Origin of the sequence: Candidatus Protochlamydia phocaeensis (genome assembly GCF_001545115.1) — a bacterium.
GTDB classification, from domain to species: Bacteria; Chlamydiota; Chlamydiia; order Chlamydiales; family Parachlamydiaceae; genus Protochlamydia_A; species Protochlamydia_A phocaeensis.
The window spans coordinates 317,478-339,564 of record NZ_FCNU01000011.1 but is presented as its reverse complement, the minus strand read 5'-3'; the positions used below and the strand labels follow the sequence as shown (position 1 = coordinate 339,564).

Genomic DNA, 22,087 nt, shown 5'->3' with positions numbered 1-22,087 from the left:
AGAAAAAATAATATTTCATCAAAGTTTGTAAGATTGTTTTTTTTTATTTAAGATTGATCGAATCTTTTAATTTTTTCTTAATTAAATTTTAACAATTGTGTCCTATGGTTTTAAATTATTTAACATTTTAATAATAAATATTTTTATTTGATTTATGACAACATGTTCATTTTCGCCGATTAGAACGGCTGAGCTTTTGTGTTCTCCTGTGAAATCTTGTACGGATAAGGCAATCAATTCTGTCATTTGGCTAGGCCGGACAGTTTATCAGTTAGCCGCTGCAGTTGTTTGTACGCTTGTCAGGCAAGTACTGGCTTTGGCCAATTATATCTTCTCGCTCTTCTATAAGAGCCCCCAAGCCCCTCAATCGGTTAATCAGCTTGAAGAATCGATTAGATCAGCAAGCCCAAACGAAAGGATTGTGCTTCTTCCTTCTATCGAATCGAGCGGCCAGCCTTCCATTACAGGCGCAAGGCCTAGACTATCTAGAGGTGCTACATCGATTGTGCCTAGAATCGTGCCTCGATCGGATGTATCCCTAAAACTAGAGCAGCCGTCGTTATTAGCGGGAGAAAACGAGCCTATCCTCCCTTTACCCTCTTCTCGATCGATTTCTCTTCCTACTCCAAGGGAATCGCTTGTGCCTTCGGGAGAGCTTCCTTTTTCATGGGAGGCATTTTTTAATGAAGGGGGGATTGAGCGTTTATTGGCGCAAAAAGAACAAGCACTTACCGAGGGAGAAAGGCAGGGAGCGCACTGTATTTTAAGCACGCTGGGATTTACTGCTGATCCGTTCGATCAATTGACAAAATATGGATTCAAAGGCGAAGTGCAAGGAACAGCCTTATTGCGCTCGCAAACAACAGCTGAAACAAGAAAACATGTTCAGGCCATTAGCTTGCCGGCCTTAAAGAGCCAGAAAGAAGCCAACTTGGAACAATATCTGACTTTCAGTTTAAAACGCTTTGGACATGCCTGCCATTTAGAGGGGACCGTTGATTTGCCTACCGGGAAGAACGTCAATCTCGAGGGATTTTGTGAAGCTTTTACGATTCCCATGATTGCGGCTTCTTTTGAAGATTTTGCCAAAATAGATCCTTTTTTTGACGAAGATAGCCAGCGTTGGATTGTTGAAGCGATGAATCAGACGACGTCTAGCGATTCTATTAGCGATAGGGAAATTGAAGCGATTGCTGCTCGCATTCAAGCCTCTGAGTTTATTGGGCCCATTAGTATTGGCGCCGGGTATGATTGGCATGCGACAGGCGCCATTTTCTTCGGAGATTATTTAATGTATTGCAATCGCGGTGCAGGGTCAGGAACGCAGCCAGGCATTCATCTCTTCCGGATTCCAGACCGCTCGCTTGTGACAAAAGAAGTCATCCGCCAGCTATCTAGAAGACAAGAGGTTACATCTGCCCAGCATTTCAATTGCTCAGACATTGAACGGGAATTGGGAGGGGTACGCATTCATTACGAAAACCTTCCATCGCAAGAAACAGGCAACTGCACGTATGTCAGCATGCAAACGGCTTTATTCAGCTTGATGACGATTAAGCATTTGCTCAATTTTTTTGGGAATGACCCCTCTTGCTTGCGCGAGTTTATTGATGAAGAAGTCTGGCAGCAATCCTTTACCTTTATCAATGCTTATCATCGAAAATGGGTGCGATTTGATGAAAGGATGGTCACGACGAATTTCTTATTAGAGACGCGTTCTTTGCTTGAAAGGCCTGTGTCTTCTCTTAATGAAGCTCTCATTCATACTTATCAAAGCGCTTTGCAGGCTTGGCAAACTAAGCATCGCTTTTCAAGTGGCTACAGCCAATTAAATGGAGAAATAGAGGAGCTTCAGCAACAATTAAGGGAATTGAAATCTCGTTTAAGGAATAATCCGCCAGATATTTTTTCTAGAATTGATTTAGAGACTAGATACTTAACTCCAGCTATTGAAACGTATTAACAGGCATTAAATAGCGGGCAGTAACTCATAATGAATGGAAAAATTTTCATCTTTTAAAGGAAAGTCCAACGAAGCTTTATAGGGGAGATGGGTGTAATCTTGTTTGACAAAGAAGATAAGCTTGCCATTGTGGATTTTAGGATGATGCATGATGGATACATCATATATGCCATAATCATTTAAGCAAGGCATGTTTTGAAGCAACGCGGTTTGCCCAGCCTCCAAACGTTGGAAATAATCTTCTTTAAAGGCGTTGATATTTTCAATATATTGGAATTCTAAGCCCTTAATTAAAAAATTGGCAATTTTTGCCATTTTTTCTATTTGCTTAGGCGCTAATAAATGTGGAAAATCGCGGCATAGTTGATATAAAGACGTATATTTGACGCCTTCTATTTGAATCGCTGGCAGGTGATCTTGATCAAAGAAAAAGTAAAGGGTGGCTTGATCGAGATGAAGCACTTGAATACATGTTTTCATAAAGAAGCCTTTCTTTTGGCCTCCTTTTCTTAAGAGGAGGGGAGCATTCTCTAAATTTTATTTGATTCTTTTTAATTTACCCTTTAAATGTCAGTTTGTCAATCAGGCCTAGACTTCTATTTCATCCGCTTCTTCATAAATGACTTCACAATTTTTTTCTGATAGAGGCAACTTGACTTTGCAAAGTTCGCATTCATGCTTGACCATGAAATAAATTTCTTCTTCCTTCATCTTAGCAGAGTGGGGAAGATACTCATAATCGGTTCCCTTATATAAATAATTCGTCATCGTCGCAATTTTATCGAGCAATTCTTGATCTAAAGAGGGAAAAAATCTCACAAGCTGTAAAACATCGCGTATGGTGGAAATGAAACGCTTTTTATAATAGAGGGCTGGCTGGTGTTGAGGACTTAGAGTAAAAATGACCTTTTTGCCATTCAGTTCAATGACAGGGAGAAAGGAGATTTCCTCTAAATCTTCTTCCGAATAGAGAAAACTGTCGCCAGATTCATTGTGCATATAGGAAGGTGGTTTGCCAGGTGAAAAACTAACCTCCGAATAAGACATATAAGAAAGGGGGGAGCCCGGATTTAAGCAAGCTAAAGACATATAGATTCCTTTTATTAATAAAAATTGTAATTTACGCCATTCTTTCGAATTAGCGCTATTCAATGAACCTACCTCTTAAATGGTCAATAAAATTTTTAGCTTTTTTAAAGCAAGTGCTAAAAGCCTCAACACGCAAATTGAAAGGGAAAAATAGGAAGAATAAAGGCAGGGTGAAAAATGAGGAGGGCATGAATACATGCATGCTTATTGAAGCACTTTTAATACAGCCTTTTAATCGGAGTATGGAGTTTTTTACTCTTTCGACTGCGTCAAAGCGTTGGAGATGAACGAATGGCAAGCGCTTTTACGTCATTACAAAGGACAAAAAAACTTCAAACGCAGGTTTTTATGCATGAGAGGACGCATCCGGTAGATCCAAACTATCATCCCGTATAAGTTCGCTTGGAATAGTCAAAAATTCCCATCTTTGATTGAACAGCCAATAATTTTGATCAAGGGCATTGAAATGGCTGCCATTAGAATAAACTTCCCACAATTCCAACTTGCCGGTTCCGGGATTAACGGCAAAGCAAAAATGGATGTCATGCGTCTCGCTGGACCAGTTAGTATCGGCAAAATGAACGGCGGAATCTTCTAGCTGCTTTTTTAAGTTGGGCTCTAAAGACTGACAGAGCGCAGTATCAATTTGACGCGCAATTTTATCCAGATTAAACGCATGCTTTATATGCATTCTTTTGCAAATTTCTAAAATGTTCTGACGATAGTGCTGAATCGTGAGCGGTTCCGGTATTTGATCGATAAGGGTAAGGCATTTATCGGCTGTATCTGCTTGCAGGAATTCGGGCAAGATTGCTCTCAGTCTTTCAATTAAATTCGCTTTAGTGACGGAATCGAGAGTCGCATTGGCAATTTCTTTTCCCGGATTTAAAACATAGTCTTTAATCCATTGCGTTGTCGGGCATTCTTGCTGCCAAGCCTTGGCTAACGAAGGGTTGCCTGCCATAAAAGGAGAGCGGTGCTTTCCATGAATGCAAAAGGGCTTGAGTTTATTGGGATTCTCTAAAAACAATTTTTTTTCGTCTTCGGACATGCGTTTGCACATTTCAATAATGTTAGCTAACGCTTCTTCCGCTTCTCCTGACACAAAACGTTCAGCCGTAAAGGGCTGATCAGCCTCTAAGTAGACTTTTAGAACAGCTTTAGAGTTATTGCCTGTTTGAGTCATCCATGGGGTGAATTCCAAGTTTTTATAATCGGGGACCAATCCTTTCGAGAGCATTTGAACAGCAGACGTATTGGCCGGATGATATTTGGCCAGCAGGTATCCCATAAATTCGGTAGAATCAATATAAGGAGTTAAAATATCAATGGTTTCGTTCAACTGATTGATCTCTTCGCTGGATAATTGAGTGCTTTTTATTTTCTTTATCACCTCTAAAAGGATATTCAAAATGAAATCGCGAAAAGCTTCGGCATGATCGATACGCTTGCTGTCTTGATATAAGACGAATCCTCCTACGCTAATATGATCTTCTTCTCCTTTTCCCCTGATTGTCGGGTCATATTGCAACCGGATGCGTTCGTATAGCATTTTTTGAATATTCAAAAAGAAGCGCTGCAATAAGCGTGAAGGAGGAATATGCAATTCCCCTAATTTAAATTGCAAAGCATCAAGGGTTGACTCTAAAATGGCTGTTTTAATCATGCTCCCTTCCTCTGCTTCTGCCATGCCTGCTATGGCATTTTCCCACACTTTTAGTAAAGGCTGGGAGGTTTGGGAACTGAAGGCAAAACAGGCTTGGGCAAAAATTTCTCCTATGGCCTCTTTTTTCTTATTTAATGCCAACGCATATTCGCTGAGTTTTTGAAGAAGGATTTTAACGCTGACTTCATACTGCTGCTCTTTAGTAGAAGAAAGCTCTTGTAGGACGGTTAAAATGGCTTCTTTACCATTTTTTAATCCCAGTGCTGTGCAAGCTGCCCGAATTCCGGGCGCTTCCCATAGCTCCGCTCGTTTTTGACCCTCTATGATGATGCAGCCGGATGAATCCACAATAATCGTTTTATTGATATTTTCGTCACTGATGCGCTTGACAAAGGGAATGTCTTTGCGGGCATTTTTGATATGCCGGGTCAATTTGCTTTCATGCAGAAGCTGGCAAAGATCTTTTAAGCAGAAGCCTAAATGAGCGGATAAAATTTCAATGGCGAGCGAAACAGCAAAGCAAGATCCATCTTCTCCTTGCCTTAAATGCGAAAGCAGCGCAATTAAAGCAGTCAGGCGTGCTTGGACATCGTTAATGGGATCATCGGGAGACAAGCCTAAAGACGCCCTAATAACTTCATTAGAAGGCGTTTTGGCATTTTTAGGCCGGTGAATTGTCTCAAAATCGGCCCTTAGCTTGGGAGAGCGTTGTAAAAGCTTTAAGGCATAAGATAAATTCGCTTCGTGGTCGAAATGCTTTTCCTCAGCCGATAAAAAGATATCCGATAAAATATCAATAATGCCTACATTGATCGTTCCAATATCCGTTAATAAAGCTTTGGCAATCTCAACGGGAATCATGGTGTGGAGAGCGATTTCTGGCGACTGCAACCTCGTCTCATAGTGGGCGACATAATGGTCCTGCAGACGATGGCAGATCTCTTGAATGGCAATATTGAATTCATTATTCAAATTTTCCAAAATTTGATTGTAATGAGGCGTTTCAATAGCCTGAATGGCCAAAGCGGGATCTTTATTGATAAGGAAAATCAATTGCCCTAAGACTTGTTTGGCATCCTCTACTAATTCCTTAGAATGATGATAATGAGATTTGACATTGGTTGCAGTTGCCATTTTGGCTAAATTGAGGGCAAAGTTCAAGAATCTCTCTGTGGAAGAGCGGGAAGCATCCCCTTCTTTATAGCGGCAGAGCAGATAAAGATCGACAAGCTGCTCAATTAAAATAGGGCTGCGAATAGTCTTAATCTCATCCCAGGGATAACCGCTTTGTGCCGCCAGCCTTTCTGCCAGAGTCGTATATCCTTTCTCCTTCAGCCATTGGATAAGTTGCTTCTCTTGCACGGGTGGAGAAGAGGTGTCGGCAATTTCCTCGATGGGTTCAGGGGGGACAAGAAGGCTTAAAGATAAATTTGAAATGGTATTTAATAAATGCTCTTGGCTCAACCGCGGTTTTTCAATGACAGTTAGGGTTTCTATATTGACATTTTTACCATCTAAAGACGAGATAGAGAAATCCTTTTCCGCTCTTATCTCGCTTATGAAATGCGAAATGTGCTGGCGATTGTTGGCAATTTTAGATAACCACTTGGGTTTTAGAGCACTGCAAGTTGCGGAAACAGGGAAAGAAGCGATCAGCTCTTTTTCCTTCAAATTGGATTCGGAAGCAGAAATATGAGGGCTATTTAACATGATAGATCCTTGCGTGCCGTCCATATCTCACGAATAAGTCTTCTTTGGTGAAATGTCAAATAAAAAATTAAATAAGTATGTATTTGATTAAAGTCCATAGGTTCAGGTATATAGGTATATGGGATTTCCCTTTCAAATCCGGCAATTGAGATTGGCGAAGACGCTTTTGCGATTGAAAAAGTAAAGATAGAAGGACCAATGGGAGGAATGGGGTTGCTTTGCGTTTTTTAATCCGAGACTTGAGGCATCCCCTATTGGATTCGCTTCCGTTATTGTCAAATTTGCCTTCTAAAAATAGAGAGTAGGGATTAAATTAATGATGACAAGTGCATAGCTAATTTATCGATTGAGGTTTGAGTAGGATGATTAGAACAAAAATTATTTGTACCATAGGTCCTTCTTGCCATACTGTAGAAAAAATGATGGAACTTATTGAAGCTGGAATGAATGTGGCAAGGTTGAATTTTAGCCATGGCACTCAGGCTGAGCATTTGATAACAATCAATAATTTAAAAGAAGCGCGGCAGAGGCTTAACTCTCCTTTGGCTATCATGCTGGATACAAAGGGTCCTGAGATTCGTCTAGGGAAAATCAAAGATGGCTATACAACGCTTAAAGCCGGACAAAAATGGAAGCTGTTAGCCCAGCAAATTATTGGAGACTCCGAACAGGTTTCTATTACTCCAGAACATATTATAGGAAACCTAAAAGAGGGAATGCGCATCTTATTTGACGATGGGTATATTTCTTCTCATGTAATAGAAGCTTCGGAAGAGGAAGTGGTCGTTGAAATTGAAAACAGCGGAATGATCCGATCCGGAAAGGGGGTGAACGTCCCTAATACCAACCTCAACCTTCCAGCGGTAACCGCCAAAGATATCGATGATATCAAATTTGGTTGCCAGCAAGATATTGATATCATTGCCGCTTCTTTCGTTCGATCCGCGGAACATGTTCTGACGATCAAAAGGCTGCTTTCGGAAGAAAAAAAGCCTGATATTTTGATCATTGCCAAAATAGAAAATAGCGAAGGGGTGCAAAACTTCGATGGGATTGTACAAGCCGCGGATGGCATTATGATTGCCCGAGGCGATTTGGGAGTAGAAGTGCCGCTAAGCCATGTTCCCCGCCTGCAAAAAATGATGATTAGAAAAAGTTATCTTGCCGGCAAACCGGTTGTCACAGCAACGCAAATGCTGGAATCGATGATAAATAATCCTCGCCCGACGCGCGCTGAAACATCCGATGTGGCAAATGCCATCTATGACAGCACCTCTGCCGTTATGCTATCCGGGGAAACCGCAATCGGCCGCTATCCTGTTGAAACGGTTAAAGTCATGCGAAGCATTGTGGAAGAGGCTGAAGCCGATTTTAATTATCGGGCCTTCTTCGATCAACATGCTCCTCTTGTTTATCATGATGTTCCTTCTGCAGTTACTTTGGCGACTGTAAAAACCGCTTATAGCTCAAATGCTAAAGCTATTTTTGCCTTCACAAGAGGGGGATCGACCGCTAGGCTATTGTCTAGGCTGCGGCCAAAGATGCCCATTATTGCTTTGACAAGCCACCAAAAGACATTCTACCAGCTTGCTTTTAATTGGGGGGTCATCCCTTACCTATGCGAACCTTGTGGAACAATAGATGAAGGATTCAAAAAAATCAGCTCGATTGCTTTGGAAAATCACCTAGTGGCTTATGGAGATCTAGTTGTCATGACAGCCGGCACGCCCTTTGGAGTGTCCGGAACAACGAATATGATGATTGTGGAAAGCATCGGAGATGTATTAGTCCGCGGACATGTTGGATATGGACAGCGTGTGCACGGCAATGTGGCCCTCGTATTAGCCCCCGAGTCAAAAAAACCTTATGCTGTCAAAGACCAGCTTTTGGTCATCCCTAAATGCGACGATGCCTATTTGCCTCTCATGCGAGAGGCTGCCGGAATTATCCTGCAGAACCATATCAATGATGTAGATTCGGAGAAGTATGCTAAAAAATGGGCGTTAAGCTTAGGGAAGCCTATTCTTTTGCGGGCTGATGCCGCCTCTCTTATCTTAAAAGAAGGGCAATTAGTCACGCTAGATCCGGAGAAAGCGTTAGTTTATAAAGGCGTTGTGCTCGAATAAAAGACGTGAAAATAAACTGGATTGTTTTCTGTGTAATTAACTATTTATTCAGATGCTTGAATAATCAATCTTATAAAATTGTAGATTGATAATAAAAGTGTTTGCTTTTAGAATGGATAATTATTCTTCTATCATCCATTCCTTTCTATGTGGCAGCTATGCGCTCTTTGAAATTTTTTTTAGCCGTCTTATTCGCTCTTAGCCTCATCGGATTTCCCGGGTATTATTTCTTTTTTCTCTCCTCGGCAAAACCTTTAAGTCAATTATACGAGATAGAGACCCCTTCAAAAAGGGACATCAAGCAAATTATTCCGGCGACAGGAAATTTAAAGCTAAAGGATCAAGTAAAGATTGGAAGTATTGTTGCAGGCCGGATTAAAGGCATTTATGTGGGAGAAAATGATTTTGTAAGGGAAGGGCAGTTATTATTCGAAATTGATACCGGCTTAGGCGATACTGAAGTGCGCGAAGCTCAGGGTGCATATGAGAAGGCTTTAGCGGAATTGGAGTATCAAGAGGAGAATTTTAAGAGGAAGAGGCAATTATTTGAAGAGCGATTCCTTTCCGATGCGGATTTGCAAGAGGCCAAGCGCGATTACTATGCAACCTTAGCCGATGTGAAGGCTTTGCGGGCGAGTTATGAGAAGAAACTGATGGCTTTTGAGAATAACAAAGTTTATGCCCCCATGTCAGGGGTTATTCTTCATATTGATGTGGCAAAAGGGGAAAAGGTCTCATCAGATGTGGAAAGGGAAGCTTTGGTCTTGCTGGCTCCCGATATCAAGCAAATTGAGGCTGAGTTGGACATTAGTGAAAAGGATATTGGCCAAATTCAAAAGGGGCAAAAGGTTCATATGGTTGTGGACACTTATCCTAACCGTACATTTGAAAGCATCATTCATCATGTCAGCCTGACAGCAAAAACAAAAAATGACAAGGAATGCAGCTATCAAGCCAAGGCCTATATTGATAATCCTCATTTACTTTTGCGTCCAGGTATGAGCGTCAATGCGATGATCGATGTCGCCTCTGTTGAATCAGCCTTAGCTGTGACTTCCCGGGCTTTTTTAATTAAGCAGGAACATCTTCGCACTATTTCGGGATTGCTAAATATTTCGCTCAAGCCGTTGGATAAGGCTGAAAAGCAAAAACTTTTGGTTTCCCATCCGGATGAAAATAGGCAATTCATTTGGGTCGTCTGCGAGGATTGCTTTAAGGAAGTGCCGATTCAGGTTGGAATGACCGATAATATTTTCTTTGAGGTTAAATCAGGCCTAGAAGGGGAAGAAAAGCTAATTGTGGATGTCATGGAAGAAGATGAAATGCAGAAAGTTTACGAGAAGGCTTACCGCAAATTTTAGGTGCTGAACATGCCCAGAGTTTCCCCGCTGATTTTTTTAAAGATGGCATTTATTAGTTTGCGCAGGCATCCGATCCGCTCCGGTTTAGCTTTGCTGGGAATTGTCATTGGAATTGCTTCGATGACGGTCACAATGGCAATAGGGGAAGGGGCTAGCGAAAGGCTAAAAAAAGAAATTTTAGCCATGGGAGAAAATTGGATTTATATTGTGCCAGGCAATTTTTTGAGTAGGGGAGAAGTGCGGAAGCGCAAGCAGAAAAAAAATCTCACTTATGAAGACTACTTGGCGATGCGTCAATTTTCTTCTAGCATCCAAGCGTGCACGCCATGTGTAGAGAAGAAGGAAGAGATCAACTATCAAGGCAACCAGTTAGTGGCTGAAATTCAAGGGGTAAACGCCGATTTTTTTCGCATTGAACCCCGCGGAATTAAAAAGGGAACGTCTTTTTCTGCGCATCATGATAAAGCAGCCATACCTGTGGTTGTTTTAGGATCCGATGTGGCCAAGGAGCTCTTCAAGCAAGAGGATCCTGTTGGCAAAACAGTCCGTATTGCTGCAAGGCCTTTTCAAGTGATTGGCGTTTTTAATGAAGCTCCAAAAAGGATGAATCGCATTCAGAATCCCAATATCAATGCTGTTGTGCCGTTTTCTTCCGTTTGGAGAAAAATGATCGCTTCAGAAGAGGGAAACCACTCTATCCAAGAAATTATTGTACGTCCCAAAGATGGCACGCATTCGGCTCAATTGGTTGCGGGGGTGCGTCGGCTTATTCGATTTCAGCATAAGATCCCGGAAGGGGAACCGGATGATTTTACCATTTGGGATCTGCAGGCAATGATGCAAGCGGCCCATAAGTCTTCACAAGCCTTTAACCAATTCCTATTGGTTGCCGCGAGCGTTTCGTTGGTTGTTGGAGGGATCGGGATTATGAATATTATGCTGGTTGCCATGACAGAGCGAAAAAAAGAGATCGGGATTAAAATGGCTATTGGAGCGACAGCGGGCCATATCCTTTTCCAATTCTTGATCGAATCCATCCTGCTTTGCTTATCAGGAGGGGTAGTGGGAATTTTATTCGGAATAGGGGGAGCGTCCCTTTTAGGCGCGTTTACAGATTTCGATTGGGCCTTGCGAACAGAGCCTATCATCCTCGCTTTTTTGACAACGGCTGCTGTCGGGCTTTTTTTTGGCTTTTATCCTGCTTATAAAGCATCCAGGCTCAATCCTATCGAGGCCTTACAATCTATTTAGAAGAACATTGCTTATTTGGCGGCTGCATTTATGTTGCTCATTCAGACAAAAAAGTTGACAAAGATCTATAAAAATGGCGAGCACGCTCTCATCGCATTGAACAAGATCGACTTGGAAATAAATAAGGGAGAAGTGGTTGCGCTTACCGGTTCATCGGGATCGGGCAAAACGACTCTTATGCATCTGTTGGGATGTTTGGATAATCCTTCTTCAGGGCAGTTCTTCTTGGATGGGCAAGAAGTATCCGCTCTTTCCGCCAAACAATTAGCTTTTATTCGCAATCAAAAAATCGGCTTTGTTTTTCAGAATTTTCATTTGTTAAATGATCTTAATGCGATTGAAAATATCGTGCTTCCCCAGCTTTATGGCGGCAGAACAGAAAAAACTGCACGGGCAAGAGCGCATGAGCTGCTTGAAATTGTAGGGCTTGGCCATCGCTGTACTCATTATCCCAATCAATTATCCGGTGGACAGCGGCAGCGCATGGCGATTGCAAGAGCTCTAGCAATGGATCCTGCTATTTTGCTTGCAGATGAGCCGACAGGTAATTTGGATTCAGAAAATGCCCATATGATCATCGATCTTTTTTGCGAAATCAATCAATTGAAGCAAACCACCATTATTTTAGTCACCCATGAAAAGGATATTGCGCAAAGGGCACAGCGCTGCATTACTATTCATGACGGCCGCATTTTATCCGATGCTAGAAAATCAGAAGAGGCGACTTTGTATAAAAAAGGCTTGGACAGGATATGAAAAAGAACCGGCTATTGATTTTTCTTTTTTTTCTTATTCTATTCATAGACGGATGGGGTCAAGAACCTTTGCTTCTATCTTTAAAACAGGCAGAAGATCTTGCCATTCAAAATAACTATCAGTTGAATGCAAGCTTGCATCGCTTAGAACAAGGATATTATAGCTATAAGTCTTCACAAGCTTATTTCAAACCGAAGGTGGCCTTTTCTTCCGAGCTTAGCATAGGACAAGACCAACACGGGTTGGATAGCGTTTTGCGATTGACCCAGCCTCTTTATGATCGTGTGGCATTTTATAATTTAAAAGAGTCTCAAATCCAATGGGAGATTGCCAGGCTAGATGTACAGCAGCAAATTTGCGACCTATTATTTCAAGTGCGGGAGGCTTATTATACCATCCTGTTAAACCAAGCTCATTTAGCTGTCGATCAGGTCATTATCAACCTTTGGGAAGAGGAAATCAAAAGGCAGGAGAGATATCTTGCGCTAGGGACTTCCATCCCTTTTGAATTGAATCAAGCAAAGCTGCATCTGAAGGGGGCGTGGAGCGACTATCATACGACGCAAGGCAAAATTAAAAGCAGCCGAATCAGCCTTTTAAAAATCCTTGGAATCCTTCCTGATACAGTCTTTGATTTGACAGAGCAAGAAATACCCCTTCCTCCTTTGCAATGGCAAGAATATCCCTTAGATCAATGGAGGCAATGGGCTTTTTGTTACCGGCCCCAGCTAAAACAAGAGCAGTTTTTTTACTTGTTATCACAAAATAAAGTATGCCGGGCGAAGGCTGAAAATACACCTAGCCTGAGCGCTTATGCAAATGCTGGCCACCACTATGTCAATAATGGATTTGATGGCCAACCTTATATCGGTCTAGGAGTGAATGTAGACTGGACGTTATATGATCCAACAAACAAGCCGAGGATCAGGCAAGCGAAAGAAGAAAGTAAAGAAGCGGCTTCAAATTATTATCAATCAGAATTAGAGGCAAATGCAATCATCGATGATTTGTTGAATGAGATCGAAAAATTTTATCTTGTTTACCTGAATGCTCAAGAAGGATGCGCATTAGCGGAAGAGGGAATGCAAATGGCGACGAAAAAGCACCAGCTTGGAATGATGTCTTCCTTTGAATACCGCGATGCCATTAAAACCCTACATGAGGCCAGGCAGCAGATCAACCAGGCTAAGTTTGACCTACGCAATGCATACGATCGATTAATCCAACAAGTGGGGCTGGATTTAAAACCGCATTGAATTTGCCTACTAATTAAAGAAGAGCTCCAAACTTGGGTTAATAAATTAATCCTTACTCTAGGTACTTCTAGGAAATCAGATCGGAAAATTTTTTTTCTGTTTTTTTTACATCAAAAAGCATAAAACTAAAATTAAGGCCATAGCCTGGGCTTTAATCTCTCTTCGTGCGCTAAAGCCATTAGAAGGGGTACTAAACGCATAATCACTTATATTTGAGATTATTTTCTTGTTCAAACCTCATCCTAGGGGAAAAGAACTCGAAATTCAGGTTAATAGCAAATTGCTTGTCCACAAGATAAATTTATTTATGGAGGACAAATATGAGCCATTCTATCCATTCTTTTTATGCCTCCTCCGGCCCTCAATATCACTATACCTTTACATTCAATGGTAAAACTTATCATGTGGATGAGAAAACTGTCCGCACTGTTAAAATTCTCTTAGATCCTATCTTAAAAACGCCGTCTGCAATAGGGACTGGAGGGCACCCTCTATTTGAGCTAAAAGCGGAGCCTCTTTTAAATGAGCCGGCTTTTGAAAACATTTTGCATTTTTTTCATCATGGTAAGCTCCAAGAAGGGATTTGTATAGATCAAATGCTTAAATTAGAAGTGCCCACCGACTATTATTGCTTATCTTTGCTCCGCAACTGCCTTTATGAGACTGCCCATAAAAAAACGGCGGCGATAGATTTGCTAAAGGAAAATACGCACATGAGCCCTTTTGATCGGCTCGAGCTGGCTGCTATGCAGCAGGAAATAAATGTTTTTTGCAAAATCCTTTTATGGGCGGTGCAAAAAAAGCGGCGGCACGAATTGGTTTCAGAAGAGGATGATGGGTTTAATGCTGGAGACAAAAATGAATTGAAAAAAATTATTATTCATTTCAATCCGTCCATGTTCAACAAATTGATGTCCCGCATCATGCGTCCGAAGTTTCCCACCCTGTACCCGCTTCTTGTAAAAGCTTATGTTCAATTTTACCAGTATGGGCTTGCAGATATTCTTCCTTTTCTGATCGATGATCAACTGCGATGGGATTGCTTGGCCGAATGGCCTTTGATAGAAGACAGGATGCTTTGGTTCAGGCAAATGTCTGTTAAGCCGCCCGCTCATTTCATTAGGCGCGCCATTATTCGCCCGCTTCTTCTTGCCGGGCGCTTTTCGGAAGCGAAGGAGTGGATGAAGCTTTGCCAAAATAAAACAGAGCTAAGCGAGAAGGCGAACAATGAGTCTAGAACAAGAAGTCTGGGAGCTATATGCGAACAAGAAGAAAAGAAGGAAAAGGAGCAAGAAAGCATTGCAAGCCTGGAGGATATGGCATTTGATGATTTAAAGACAGAAGCTAAGAAAAATCCCGCTGTTATCATGCAACAAGTTATTGAGTCTTATTGCAATCAGTTCAAGCCTATCAGCGGCCAGCTCAGTTGTGACAGCCATTCTGATGAGGGAATAATTGAAAAAGTAGAGAGGGCTTTGACAAGAGAGATAGGCATAAGCTGGAATAAGAAGCTATTTACGCTGTTCATTCGACAGTATATTCGCGCAGGGATCGAAGTGCTTTGCGAAAAAAAATATGAACACCTTAAAGAGGCCAATCATCAATTGACTTCTTATGATAAGGTGCTCCATCCAGCTATCATGGAAGATCTTGCTATTTTGAAATCTGCAGCCGATGACTTGTATGTAGAGATTTCCAAGGAGCTGGAGTCCTATAAGGCTTTAAATAAAGAGATAGAGGGGGATTTCTCCATCAAGTTGGTCCTCGATGAGATGCTTTCAGCCGCCCGCTATTTATATCAGAAGACTTTTTCATTAAAAAAAGACTTTATCGTTCAATCGACTAGCGTCTATCTTCAGGCTTACGTCATTGGAGATAAAGCGGGGATAAGCAAACCGGATTTGAGAGAGCCATTCCTTTTCCGCCTTGAGAAAGACGTTCAGGCTGCCAAGCTTGGAGATGAACTAGAGGCTAAAGATTTGGAGCTGGCTATCCAAGTTTATATTCGCAAAGGCGTAGAAGCGGCTAACTATCGAAAATATCCTCTTGGAACTAACAAGCTCCATCCTTATTTGGAAAATCAGGCGGAAGAATTATTGCGAATGAAAGACGCTCTTAAAGAGGCATTAGAATACGATTTTCCATCTGACTATCTTTGCAAAAAATATGGGGAATGCATTCAGGGTCCCCAGTTAATTCGTTCGATCTTTTTGGAAGCCTTGAAAGCTTATTATCGTACTTTTCCCCCGGAAGAGGTTGTGTGTGAAAAATATAAGCCAACGTTAATTTAAAGGAAGCATCAGCTATTATGGGCTTAATCCGCCCTCTTCCATCAACCAATGCTGCATCAAGCTTAAGGCTGCGATAGAAGCTGTGTCGGTGCGCAGGATATTCGTATGCAGTTTAACGCCCTGCGCCCCTTTTTCTTTGAGCAATGCGATCTCCTCCTGGCTCCATCCGCTTTCCGGACCGGTAAAAAAAATGAAAGGAGGAAGAGGCGCAGCGCTTTTCCACGCTTGAGAGAAAAGAGGGGCTTGGGGATCTAAATCTCCAAAAAAAGCCCGCCCTCCTAAGCTGTCCCATTTATCTAAGGCCGGCTTCATAATAAGAGCTGGAAGGTCTAAGCGGCCGCATTGCTTCATTGCGGCAATTGTTAAAGCACGGGCGCGTTCCATTTGGTGGGGAAAAAACTCTTTTTTGCCGCTTAAATGGCCCGGAAAGAGCCAAAACTCATCCACTCCCAGTTCTGTTCCTTTCTCCAGAATAAAAGCTAGCCGATCGGGTTTTGGAAGCGCTTGGGCAAGTATAAGCTGGGCTTGAGGCCGAGGCGGATGAGAGGTTTGGATATCTTCTATAATTAAAATGGCCTGATCTTTGAGAATGTCTTGAACGCTGGCACAAGCCAATGTACCTTTCCCATTGACAAGCTCGACTTGCTCTCCCTTACGCGTTCGCATTACATGGGCTAAGTGGTGAAATTCTGCGTCTTTTAATATTTTCCTGGCATGTAAAGATAATTCTTCCTCTAAGAAGTAGCGTTCAGCTGGCATTATGAAAGGGGGGTTTAGGGTGAATATAAGCATTGGGAATATGGACGCGGATCTGTTTGTCGTCTAAACTGCTATCCACTTCTAACTTTTGATGAGGGGCAAGATAAAGCGTAAAACGCTGGATATAATTCCTAAAGCGCTGGCGGAAATGCTTTTCTCTTTCTTGGGTTTTGGCTTGCGTTTGGCCTGTGCTGGCTTTCATATTGCTTAGTAAAAAAGCGACATATGTATCTTCTAAATGGGAATCATCGATAAATCCAACTCCCCATTCTAGTTTTTCCCTTTCCGTTTTTGGTGCTGTCACAATTTCAAGCTCAATATTATCCTTGACGATCTCTAAAAATAATTTACTGACATTGCTGACAAACAAGGGAACTTTGAGGACCGGAATCTGGTTCTTCATTTGAACAAAGTTATTGCTCGCTAAGGCATATGTGTCCGGATTAATCGTCGAGCTGTATTTAATGGGATAAAAAATATGAATCGGCAATTCATTTTTAATGGGGATGAGCTGCTGTCTTAAAAAGCTTAAATGAAGATATTTAGCTTCCGGATCGTTCAAAGGCTCCGGGCCTCTCGTAGAGAAGGGAATGACAATTTTTTTCCATTGGTCTGGGACATAGAAGCTGATTTCATCATCATAAGGCCCATTAGGTTGCAGGGCGTCTAGTTGATCTTTAGTAATTTCATTCAAATTGAAAGTCAGCTCTAAGCCTTGGTTTTTCAAATTGAGAACTTGCTCTTGAGGTCCGCTGACCGTCTGGGTAAGGGTGATGGGCCAGCTGTCTAAAAATTCGTAACCTTTTGGAGCTTCTCCTATTGGATGATGAATGAGGACGGGAATTTTTTCTGTCAGCATAGCACTCATTTTGATCACAAATTCGGGATGACTGACAGACGTGATGTGCTTGAGCAGATTGACATTGGGATTTAAGCTTACTAAATTTTTTTTTGTAATTTGAACGATCCCTTCATTTGGCAAGTTGGACACATCCAACAAAATCTCCAGATCGCCGGGCTCAAGTTGTTCTATGACATCTTTTGTTCCGCTTAGAGTCAAGGCTGTTCGCTTGGCTAAAAAACCATTGGGAAGCATTCCAGGAATCGTTTTATCTGGCGGTAAATTGATGACGCGGACGGGAACAAAGGGAACGGTTTTAGTGGCTGTAATGGAATGACTGACAAATATCCAGATTACAGTCGCCGTAATCAGAGCGACCAATTTACGCTGCCATTGGTATAAGAGAATGCGGTTAATTAGCGATTCCATAATTTCAATTGCTCCCAAATATTCAAAGTCGTTGGAATGCTAGTTTTCGGCGGGCTGAAGACACTGCGGATAATGCCCTTGAATCGATCGACCTTAACGCCTCTTGTCATAATGCCGTCGCGGGCAATAGATACTTTACCGGTTTCTTCTGAAACAACAATGACAAGGGCATCTGTCAGCTGGCTGATTCCCAGCCCTGCCCGGTGTCTTGTTCCCATTGACTTAGAGAGATGGGTGCTATCATCCGCTAAAGGCAGGATAGTTGCTGCCGATAGAATGGTTGTTCCGCGGATAATGACAGCTCCATCATGCAAGGGGGTTGTCGTGATGAAAATAGATTCTAATAATTCGGGGGAAAACTGCGCATTGATCAGTACCGCTCTATTCGCTAAATCCTCTAAAGAATCTTGGTTCTCTAAGACGACCAAGGCTCCAATCCGCCTTTCGGACAGGCGGTAAATAGATTGGGCGATGCTTTCTAAAAATTTATCAAATTCAGTGATCTCGCGGTATTTTTTACTTTTTAAGCTTAATTTAGATAAGGCCAAACGCAGTTCGGGTTGGAAGATAATCAGCAAGGCCAAAACCGCTACATTGACAACATATAGCATCAATTTTTCTAGGACAGGCAGATTTAACCATTTGGAAAGAGCAAAAAAGCCTAGAAAAGCTAAGCTTCCATAAAGCAAGTCCATTGCTCGCGTATTCCAGAAAAAAGACAGGAGGTAATAGAGGATAATCGCAATGATTAAAATCTCTATTCCTGGAACAATTAATTGAAAAAGCCACATAGCCGGATCAACGCGTTATTGGCTTGGAATTAAGCGCTTCATCAAGTCAATGACATCGCGATGTTCAGCCACGTCGTGAACGCGAATAATGTCTACTTGAGCAAGAATGGCTAGCGTATTAACGGCTAAGGATGCAGGCAGTAATTCGGGATAAGATTTATGAATAATCTTTCCCAAAAAAGATTTGCGTGAAAGTCCGATTAATACGGGAAACCCCAGAGCCTTGATTTTCTGCAAATTTTGTACAATTTCGACATTATCGGCAACGGTTTTTCCAAATCCAATACCAGGATCTAAAATAATATTTTTTTCCTTGATGCCGGCGTCCAGAAGCTGGTCAACTTTTTGCTTGAACCAATCGATTAAGAACGGCACGACCCCATTTGAATAAGAAGGATTGACCTGCATTGTGATTGGAGTCTCATGCATATGCATGACGCAAATGGGGACTTGCGCATCAGCAGCCACTTTTCGCATATCGGGATCTCGGAATCCAGAGACGTCATTGACTAGGGAGGCACCGGCCTCAAGAGAGGCTGCGGCCACTGTCGCTTTCATTGTGTCAATGGAAATAGGAATAGATATCTCTTTTCTCAATGCTTGAATAAGGGGAACAACACGTTTGAGCTCTTCTTGCTCAGAGACCGGGACCGCTCCCGGACGGGTTGACTCACCTCCAATATCTAAAAGATCGGCCCCTTCCTGAACAATCTGCAGGCCTCTTTGAATGGCCAAGGCAGGATCAAACCAGCGTCCTTGATCAAAAGAGGAATCTGGAGTCATATTGAGGATACCCATTAGCTGTGTCATCATCTGCATTCTCTTAAAAAAAAACTAGAAACTTTGAGTAATGTTTGTTATAGATTAAACTGCCGGATTTAATAGTGCGAAACATAATTTAATAAAATTACCGGTCTGGCAACCCAAGAGCTGCGTATTTCTAATAGGCTTATAAAGTCATCATGATCTATATCCAAGAACATGAATTTAAAGGCATGAATTTGTAAATAGACCTCTCTAAGAAAGGGGTATGAAAACCGTTAATGACCTAGATTCGAGTTTTTTTCCCTTAGGATGAGAGCCGATTAAGAGTGCCATATTAAATAATGGCTTGTTTACTTGGGCTTCTTCCTAGGAAGGAAATCATTCCAAATATAGGTTGTTATGGGGTTTAGTACACCCTCTAAGTCTTTGATAGATAGTTTTTCCCGTTATTTTAACTATCTGGCTTTCACTTGTAAATGGGAAAAATAAAGATAATCTCGAATATAGGCCATTATAACATTGTAAACACCCTCTTAGATTTGCCGAGGTTATATGGATGTTTTGATTCTAGCCCGCCTGCAGTTTGCTCTGACAATTATGTTCCATTATATCTTTCCTGTTTTAAGCATTGGCTTGGGATTGATCATGGTCATTGTCGAAGCCATTTATTTAAAAACGAAAAATCCCCTTTATTTGCGCATGGCGCAATTTTGGACAAAGATATTTGCTTTAACCTTCGCTATCGGCGTGGCAACAGGCATTGTGATGGAGTTTGAATTTGGAACAAATTGGGCGACCTATTCGCGCTATGTAGGCGATGTCTTTGGAAGCGCTTTGGCCTCGGAAGGGATCTTTGCATTCTTTTTGGAATCGGGATTTTTAGCAGTTGTGATTTTCGGATGGAATCGAGTCAGCCCCAAAATGCATTTCTTTTCAACTTTAATGGTCTGTTTAGGAGCGCATTTTAGCGCGGTTTGGATTGTCGTTGCCAATTCCTGGATGCAAACTCCGGCAGGATATCATATTGTTGGCGAAGGATTGAATGCACGCGCAGAGATCATCGGCTTTTGGGAAATGGTTTTTAATCCCTCTTCCGTTGTTCGCCTGGGCCATGTCATTTTAGGCTGTTGGCTGGCAGGCGCTTTTCTGGTCATCAGTATTTCTGCCTATTATTTACTCAAGAAAAGGCATATGGAGTTTGCCAGAAAGTCAATTAATATTGGCCTTTGGGTTGCGCTTGTAGCAACTATTTTGCAAGCGATCAGCGGGGACAGCAGCGGTAAAGTAGTGGCAAAACACCAGCCTACTAAACTTGCTGCTCTTGAAGCGCTCTATAAGACGGAGGAAGGTGCTCCTTTGACAATATTTGGCGTGGTCAATTCCAAAGAAGAAAAATTGGACTACGCGCTTCGGATCCCCAAGCTATTGAGCTTTCTCTCATTTGGCGATGCCAATGCAGAGGTAAAGGGGCTTGATCAAATCCCCCGTGAAGATTGGCCTAATGTGCCTGTGCTTTTTAATGTCTATCGTTTGATGATCGGGCTATGGGCGCTGATGTTTTTCTTAGCTGTCGTTGGTCTGTATCTTTGGCGCAAAAGGTCGCTGGAGAGGCATCGATGGATGTTATGGCTGATGGCTTTTTCCGCGATCTATCCGCAGCTTGCCAATCAAGCGGGCTGGTATTGCGCGGAATCGGGACGCTACCCTTGGATTGTTTATGGACTGTTGAGAATCTCAGAGGGCCTGTCCAAATCCGTTACCGCTAATCAAATACTGGGATCGATTATTATGTTCATGGTCGTCTATACGTTTTTATTTATTTTGTTTATCTATTTATTAAACGAAAAAGTGAAACACGGTCCGGAAGAAGGGGGAGAAGACATCTCTACTCCTTATCATGGTCTTCATCATCTTGTTGAAGGAGGGAAGCGCGATGTCAATCTCTAATTTGATCGCCAATTTGGAATTCGGGTGGTTTACCGTTTTTGTCGTCCTGCTGGCCGGCTATGCCATTTTAGACGGCTTTGACCTGGGCGTCGGTATGCTCCATCTCTTTGCCAAAAGAGATGATGAGCGGCGCATCATGTTGAATTCAATCGGGCCTGTTTGGGACGGCAATGAGGTCTGGTTTGTCACTGCCGGAGGAGCGTTGTTTGCGGGTTTTCCGGATATTTATGCGACGATGCTATCGGCTTTCTATTTGCCTGTCATGGTTTTACTAAGCGGTTTGGTTTTCCGCGCCGTTGCCATTGAATTTCGCAGCAAAGAGAAAATGGCCTGGTGGCGCTGGGGATGGGATATTGCGTTTTCATTTGCCAGCTTTGTGATTACTCTCGTTCTAGGCGTGGCTATCGGCAACTTGATAAGGGGAATGAAAATAGATGAACATAAGGAATTTATCGGGACGCTTTCCGATCTTTTCCACCCTTATGCTCTCTTGGTGGGGCTATTGGCTGTTTCCTTATTCCTTATGCATGGATCTATCTACGTCTTGATGAAGACGGAAGGGGAGTTTCACGATAAGATGCGGAGCCGCACCAATCCTTGCATTATCTTTTTCATCATTTGCTATGCCGTGACAACCATGGCTACGCTGATCTATATGCCGCATATGGTGCAGGCTTTTCACGATCGCCCTGTCTTTTTCGTTATTGCAGTCATCAATTTATTGGCTGTGGCCAATATTCCTCGGGAAATCTATTTAGGCAGGGATGCGCGTGCTTTTCTGTCCTCTTGCGTCAACATGGTGTGCCTACTTGCCCTCTATGCGATCGGGACTTACCCCAACGTCATTCGCTCGTTTGACCGTCCTGATGAGCTAAGCCTGACCATTTATAATTCGGCTTCTTCGCTTAGGACATTGGAGAACTTGTTTTTGATCGCGTTGATTGGTGTGCCGCTTGTGCTGTCCTATACGATTGCTATTTATTATATTTTCCGGGGAAAGGTCAAGATCGACCCGCATAGCTATTAAAATTTAGATTGTAGAAAAGGAAAGCGAACGATGGTTCGCTTTCCAAGAAATGGAAGCAA

The 22,087-nt window shown here is 42.3% G+C and carries 16 protein-coding genes; 9 read left to right on the top strand and 7 right to left on the bottom strand.

Features of this window, described 5'->3' with window-relative positions; all coding sequences use genetic code 11:
- The first annotated feature begins 154 nt into the window (after positions 1 to 154).
- Positions 155 to 1,963, top strand: a complete 1,809-nt coding sequence (locus BN3769_RS05180) for a hypothetical protein (protein WP_068468256.1) — start codon at positions 155 to 157, stop codon at positions 1,961 to 1,963.
- A 6-nt stretch (positions 1,964 to 1,969) separates the two neighbouring features.
- On the opposite strand, the gene BN3769_RS05175 is transcribed toward BN3769_RS05180, so the two are convergent.
- From BN3769_RS05175 to BN3769_RS05160, 3 genes are all read right to left on the bottom strand, one after another.
- A complete protein-coding gene (locus BN3769_RS05175) occupies positions 1,970 to 2,443 on the bottom strand; it encodes a hypothetical protein (protein WP_068468254.1) in 474 nt (157 codons plus the stop codon).
- Between the two features lie 108 nt (positions 2,444 to 2,551).
- Positions 2,552 to 3,052, bottom strand: a complete 501-nt coding sequence (locus BN3769_RS05170; RefSeq protein ID WP_068468252.1) for a hypothetical protein — start codon at positions 3,050 to 3,052, stop codon at positions 2,552 to 2,554.
- A 346-nt stretch (positions 3,053 to 3,398) separates the two neighbouring features.
- Entirely contained in the window at positions 3,399 to 6,428 is a 3,030-nt protein-coding gene (locus BN3769_RS05160; protein WP_068468248.1) for a hypothetical protein, read from the bottom strand.
- 362 nt (positions 6,429 to 6,790) lie between these two features.
- On the opposite strand from BN3769_RS05160, the gene pyk reads away from it, so the two are divergent.
- The 6 genes from pyk to BN3769_RS05130 all read left to right on the top strand — a co-directional run bounded on the left by pyk (position 6,791) and on the right by BN3769_RS05130 (position 15,469).
- Positions 6,791 to 8,554, top strand: a complete 1,764-nt coding sequence (gene pyk, locus BN3769_RS05155) for a pyruvate kinase (RefSeq protein ID WP_068468246.1) — start codon at positions 6,791 to 6,793, stop codon at positions 8,552 to 8,554.
- 158 nt (positions 8,555 to 8,712) lie between these two features.
- The gene (locus BN3769_RS05150; protein WP_154017823.1) at positions 8,713 to 9,915 is read left to right on the top strand and encodes an efflux RND transporter periplasmic adaptor subunit; all 1,203 of its coding nucleotides are present in this window, start codon (positions 8,713 to 8,715) and stop codon (positions 9,913 to 9,915) included.
- 9 nt (positions 9,916 to 9,924) lie between these two features.
- Complete coding sequence (locus BN3769_RS05145; RefSeq protein ID WP_068468243.1) at positions 9,925 to 11,166, top strand: ABC transporter permease; 1,242 nt, start codon at positions 9,925 to 9,927, stop codon at positions 11,164 to 11,166.
- Positions 11,167 to 11,196: 30 nt separating this feature from the next.
- The gene (locus tag BN3769_RS05140; protein ID WP_068468241.1) at positions 11,197 to 11,922 is read left to right on the top strand and encodes an ABC transporter ATP-binding protein; all 726 of its coding nucleotides are present in this window, start codon (positions 11,197 to 11,199) and stop codon (positions 11,920 to 11,922) included.
- Entirely contained in the window at positions 11,919 to 13,178 is a 1,260-nt protein-coding gene (locus BN3769_RS05135; RefSeq protein ID WP_068468239.1) for a TolC family protein, read from the top strand. Before BN3769_RS05140 ends, BN3769_RS05135 begins: the two co-directional genes overlap by 4 nt.
- Positions 13,179 to 13,498: 320 nt before the next feature.
- A complete protein-coding gene (locus BN3769_RS05130; RefSeq protein WP_068468236.1) occupies positions 13,499 to 15,469 on the top strand; it encodes a hypothetical protein in 1,971 nt (656 codons plus the stop codon).
- A 15-nt stretch (positions 15,470 to 15,484) separates the two neighbouring features.
- On the opposite strand, the gene BN3769_RS05125 is transcribed toward BN3769_RS05130, so the two are convergent.
- From BN3769_RS05125 to folP, 4 genes are read right to left on the bottom strand one after another with little or no spacing between them, the layout of a single operon-like run.
- Positions 15,485 to 16,228, bottom strand: coding sequence for an RsmE family RNA methyltransferase (locus BN3769_RS05125; RefSeq protein ID WP_068468234.1), 744 nt, complete (start codon positions 16,226 to 16,228; stop codon positions 15,485 to 15,487).
- Positions 16,218 to 17,498: a YbbR-like domain-containing protein gene (locus BN3769_RS05120; RefSeq protein ID WP_068468233.1), complete on the bottom strand. Its 1,281-nt coding sequence runs from the start codon at positions 17,496 to 17,498 to the stop codon at positions 16,218 to 16,220. The genes BN3769_RS05125 and BN3769_RS05120 overlap by 11 nt, the downstream gene beginning before the upstream one ends.
- Positions 17,486 to 18,289 carry a diadenylate cyclase CdaA gene (gene cdaA / locus BN3769_RS05115; protein ID WP_068468230.1) on the bottom strand — a complete coding sequence of 268 codons (804 nt, stop codon included), beginning with the start codon at positions 18,287 to 18,289 and terminating at the stop codon, positions 17,486 to 17,488. The genes BN3769_RS05120 and cdaA overlap by 13 nt, the downstream gene beginning before the upstream one ends.
- 15 nt (positions 18,290 to 18,304) lie before the next feature.
- The gene (gene folP, locus BN3769_RS05110) at positions 18,305 to 19,102 is read right to left on the bottom strand and encodes a dihydropteroate synthase (RefSeq protein WP_068468228.1); all 798 of its coding nucleotides are present in this window, start codon (positions 19,100 to 19,102) and stop codon (positions 18,305 to 18,307) included.
- A 504-nt stretch (positions 19,103 to 19,606) separates the two neighbouring features.
- Between folP and BN3769_RS05105 the strand changes: the two genes are divergently transcribed.
- Together BN3769_RS05105 and cydB are read left to right on the top strand one after the other, a co-directional pair.
- Positions 19,607 to 21,001 carry a cytochrome ubiquinol oxidase subunit I gene (locus BN3769_RS05105; protein WP_068468226.1) on the top strand — a complete coding sequence of 465 codons (1,395 nt, stop codon included), beginning with the start codon at positions 19,607 to 19,609 and terminating at the stop codon, positions 20,999 to 21,001.
- Complete coding sequence (cydB, locus tag BN3769_RS05100) at positions 20,988 to 22,028, top strand: cytochrome d ubiquinol oxidase subunit II (RefSeq protein ID WP_195155555.1); 1,041 nt, start codon at positions 20,988 to 20,990, stop codon at positions 22,026 to 22,028. Before BN3769_RS05105 ends, cydB begins: the two co-directional genes overlap by 14 nt.
- Positions 22,029 to 22,087 lie beyond the last annotated feature (59 nt).

Excerpts from the sequence above, each read along its gene's own strand:
- BN3769_RS05135 (WP_068468239.1), top strand. The coding sequence starts at position 11,919 with ATGAAAAAGAACCGGCTATTGATTTTTCTTTTTTTTCTTATTCTATTC.
- BN3769_RS05150 (WP_154017823.1), top strand. The coding sequence starts at position 8,713 with ATGCGCTCTTTGAAATTTTTTTTAGCCGTCTTATTCGCTCTTAGCCTC.
- cdaA (WP_068468230.1), bottom strand. The coding sequence starts at position 18,289 with ATGTGGCTTTTTCAATTAATTGTTCCAGGAATAGAGATTTTAATCATT.
- BN3769_RS05180 (WP_068468256.1), top strand. The coding sequence starts at position 155 with ATGACAACATGTTCATTTTCGCCGATTAGAACGGCTGAGCTTTTGTGT.
- BN3769_RS05175 (WP_068468254.1), bottom strand. The coding sequence starts at position 2,443 with ATGAAAACATGTATTCAAGTGCTTCATCTCGATCAAGCCACCCTTTAC.
- folP (WP_068468228.1), bottom strand. The coding sequence starts at position 19,102 with ATGATGACACAGCTAATGGGTATCCTCAATATGACTCCAGATTCCTCT.
- BN3769_RS05160 (WP_068468248.1), bottom strand. The coding sequence starts at position 6,428 with ATGTTAAATAGCCCTCATATTTCTGCTTCCGAATCCAATTTGAAGGAA.
- BN3769_RS05145 (WP_068468243.1), top strand. The coding sequence starts at position 9,925 with ATGCCCAGAGTTTCCCCGCTGATTTTTTTAAAGATGGCATTTATTAGT.
- BN3769_RS05140 (WP_068468241.1), top strand. The coding sequence starts at position 11,197 with ATGTTGCTCATTCAGACAAAAAAGTTGACAAAGATCTATAAAAATGGC.
- BN3769_RS05170 (WP_068468252.1), bottom strand. The coding sequence starts at position 3,052 with ATGTCTTTAGCTTGCTTAAATCCGGGCTCCCCCCTTTCTTATATGTCT.
- cydB (WP_195155555.1), top strand. The coding sequence starts at position 20,988 with ATGTCAATCTCTAATTTGATCGCCAATTTGGAATTCGGGTGGTTTACC.
- BN3769_RS05125 (WP_068468234.1), bottom strand. The coding sequence starts at position 16,228 with ATGCCAGCTGAACGCTACTTCTTAGAGGAAGAATTATCTTTACATGCC.
- BN3769_RS05105 (WP_068468226.1), top strand. The coding sequence starts at position 19,607 with ATGGATGTTTTGATTCTAGCCCGCCTGCAGTTTGCTCTGACAATTATG.
- pyk (WP_068468246.1), top strand. The coding sequence starts at position 6,791 with ATGATTAGAACAAAAATTATTTGTACCATAGGTCCTTCTTGCCATACT.
- BN3769_RS05130 (WP_068468236.1), top strand. The coding sequence starts at position 13,499 with ATGAGCCATTCTATCCATTCTTTTTATGCCTCCTCCGGCCCTCAATAT.
- BN3769_RS05120 (WP_068468233.1), bottom strand. The coding sequence starts at position 17,498 with ATGGAATCGCTAATTAACCGCATTCTCTTATACCAATGGCAGCGTAAA.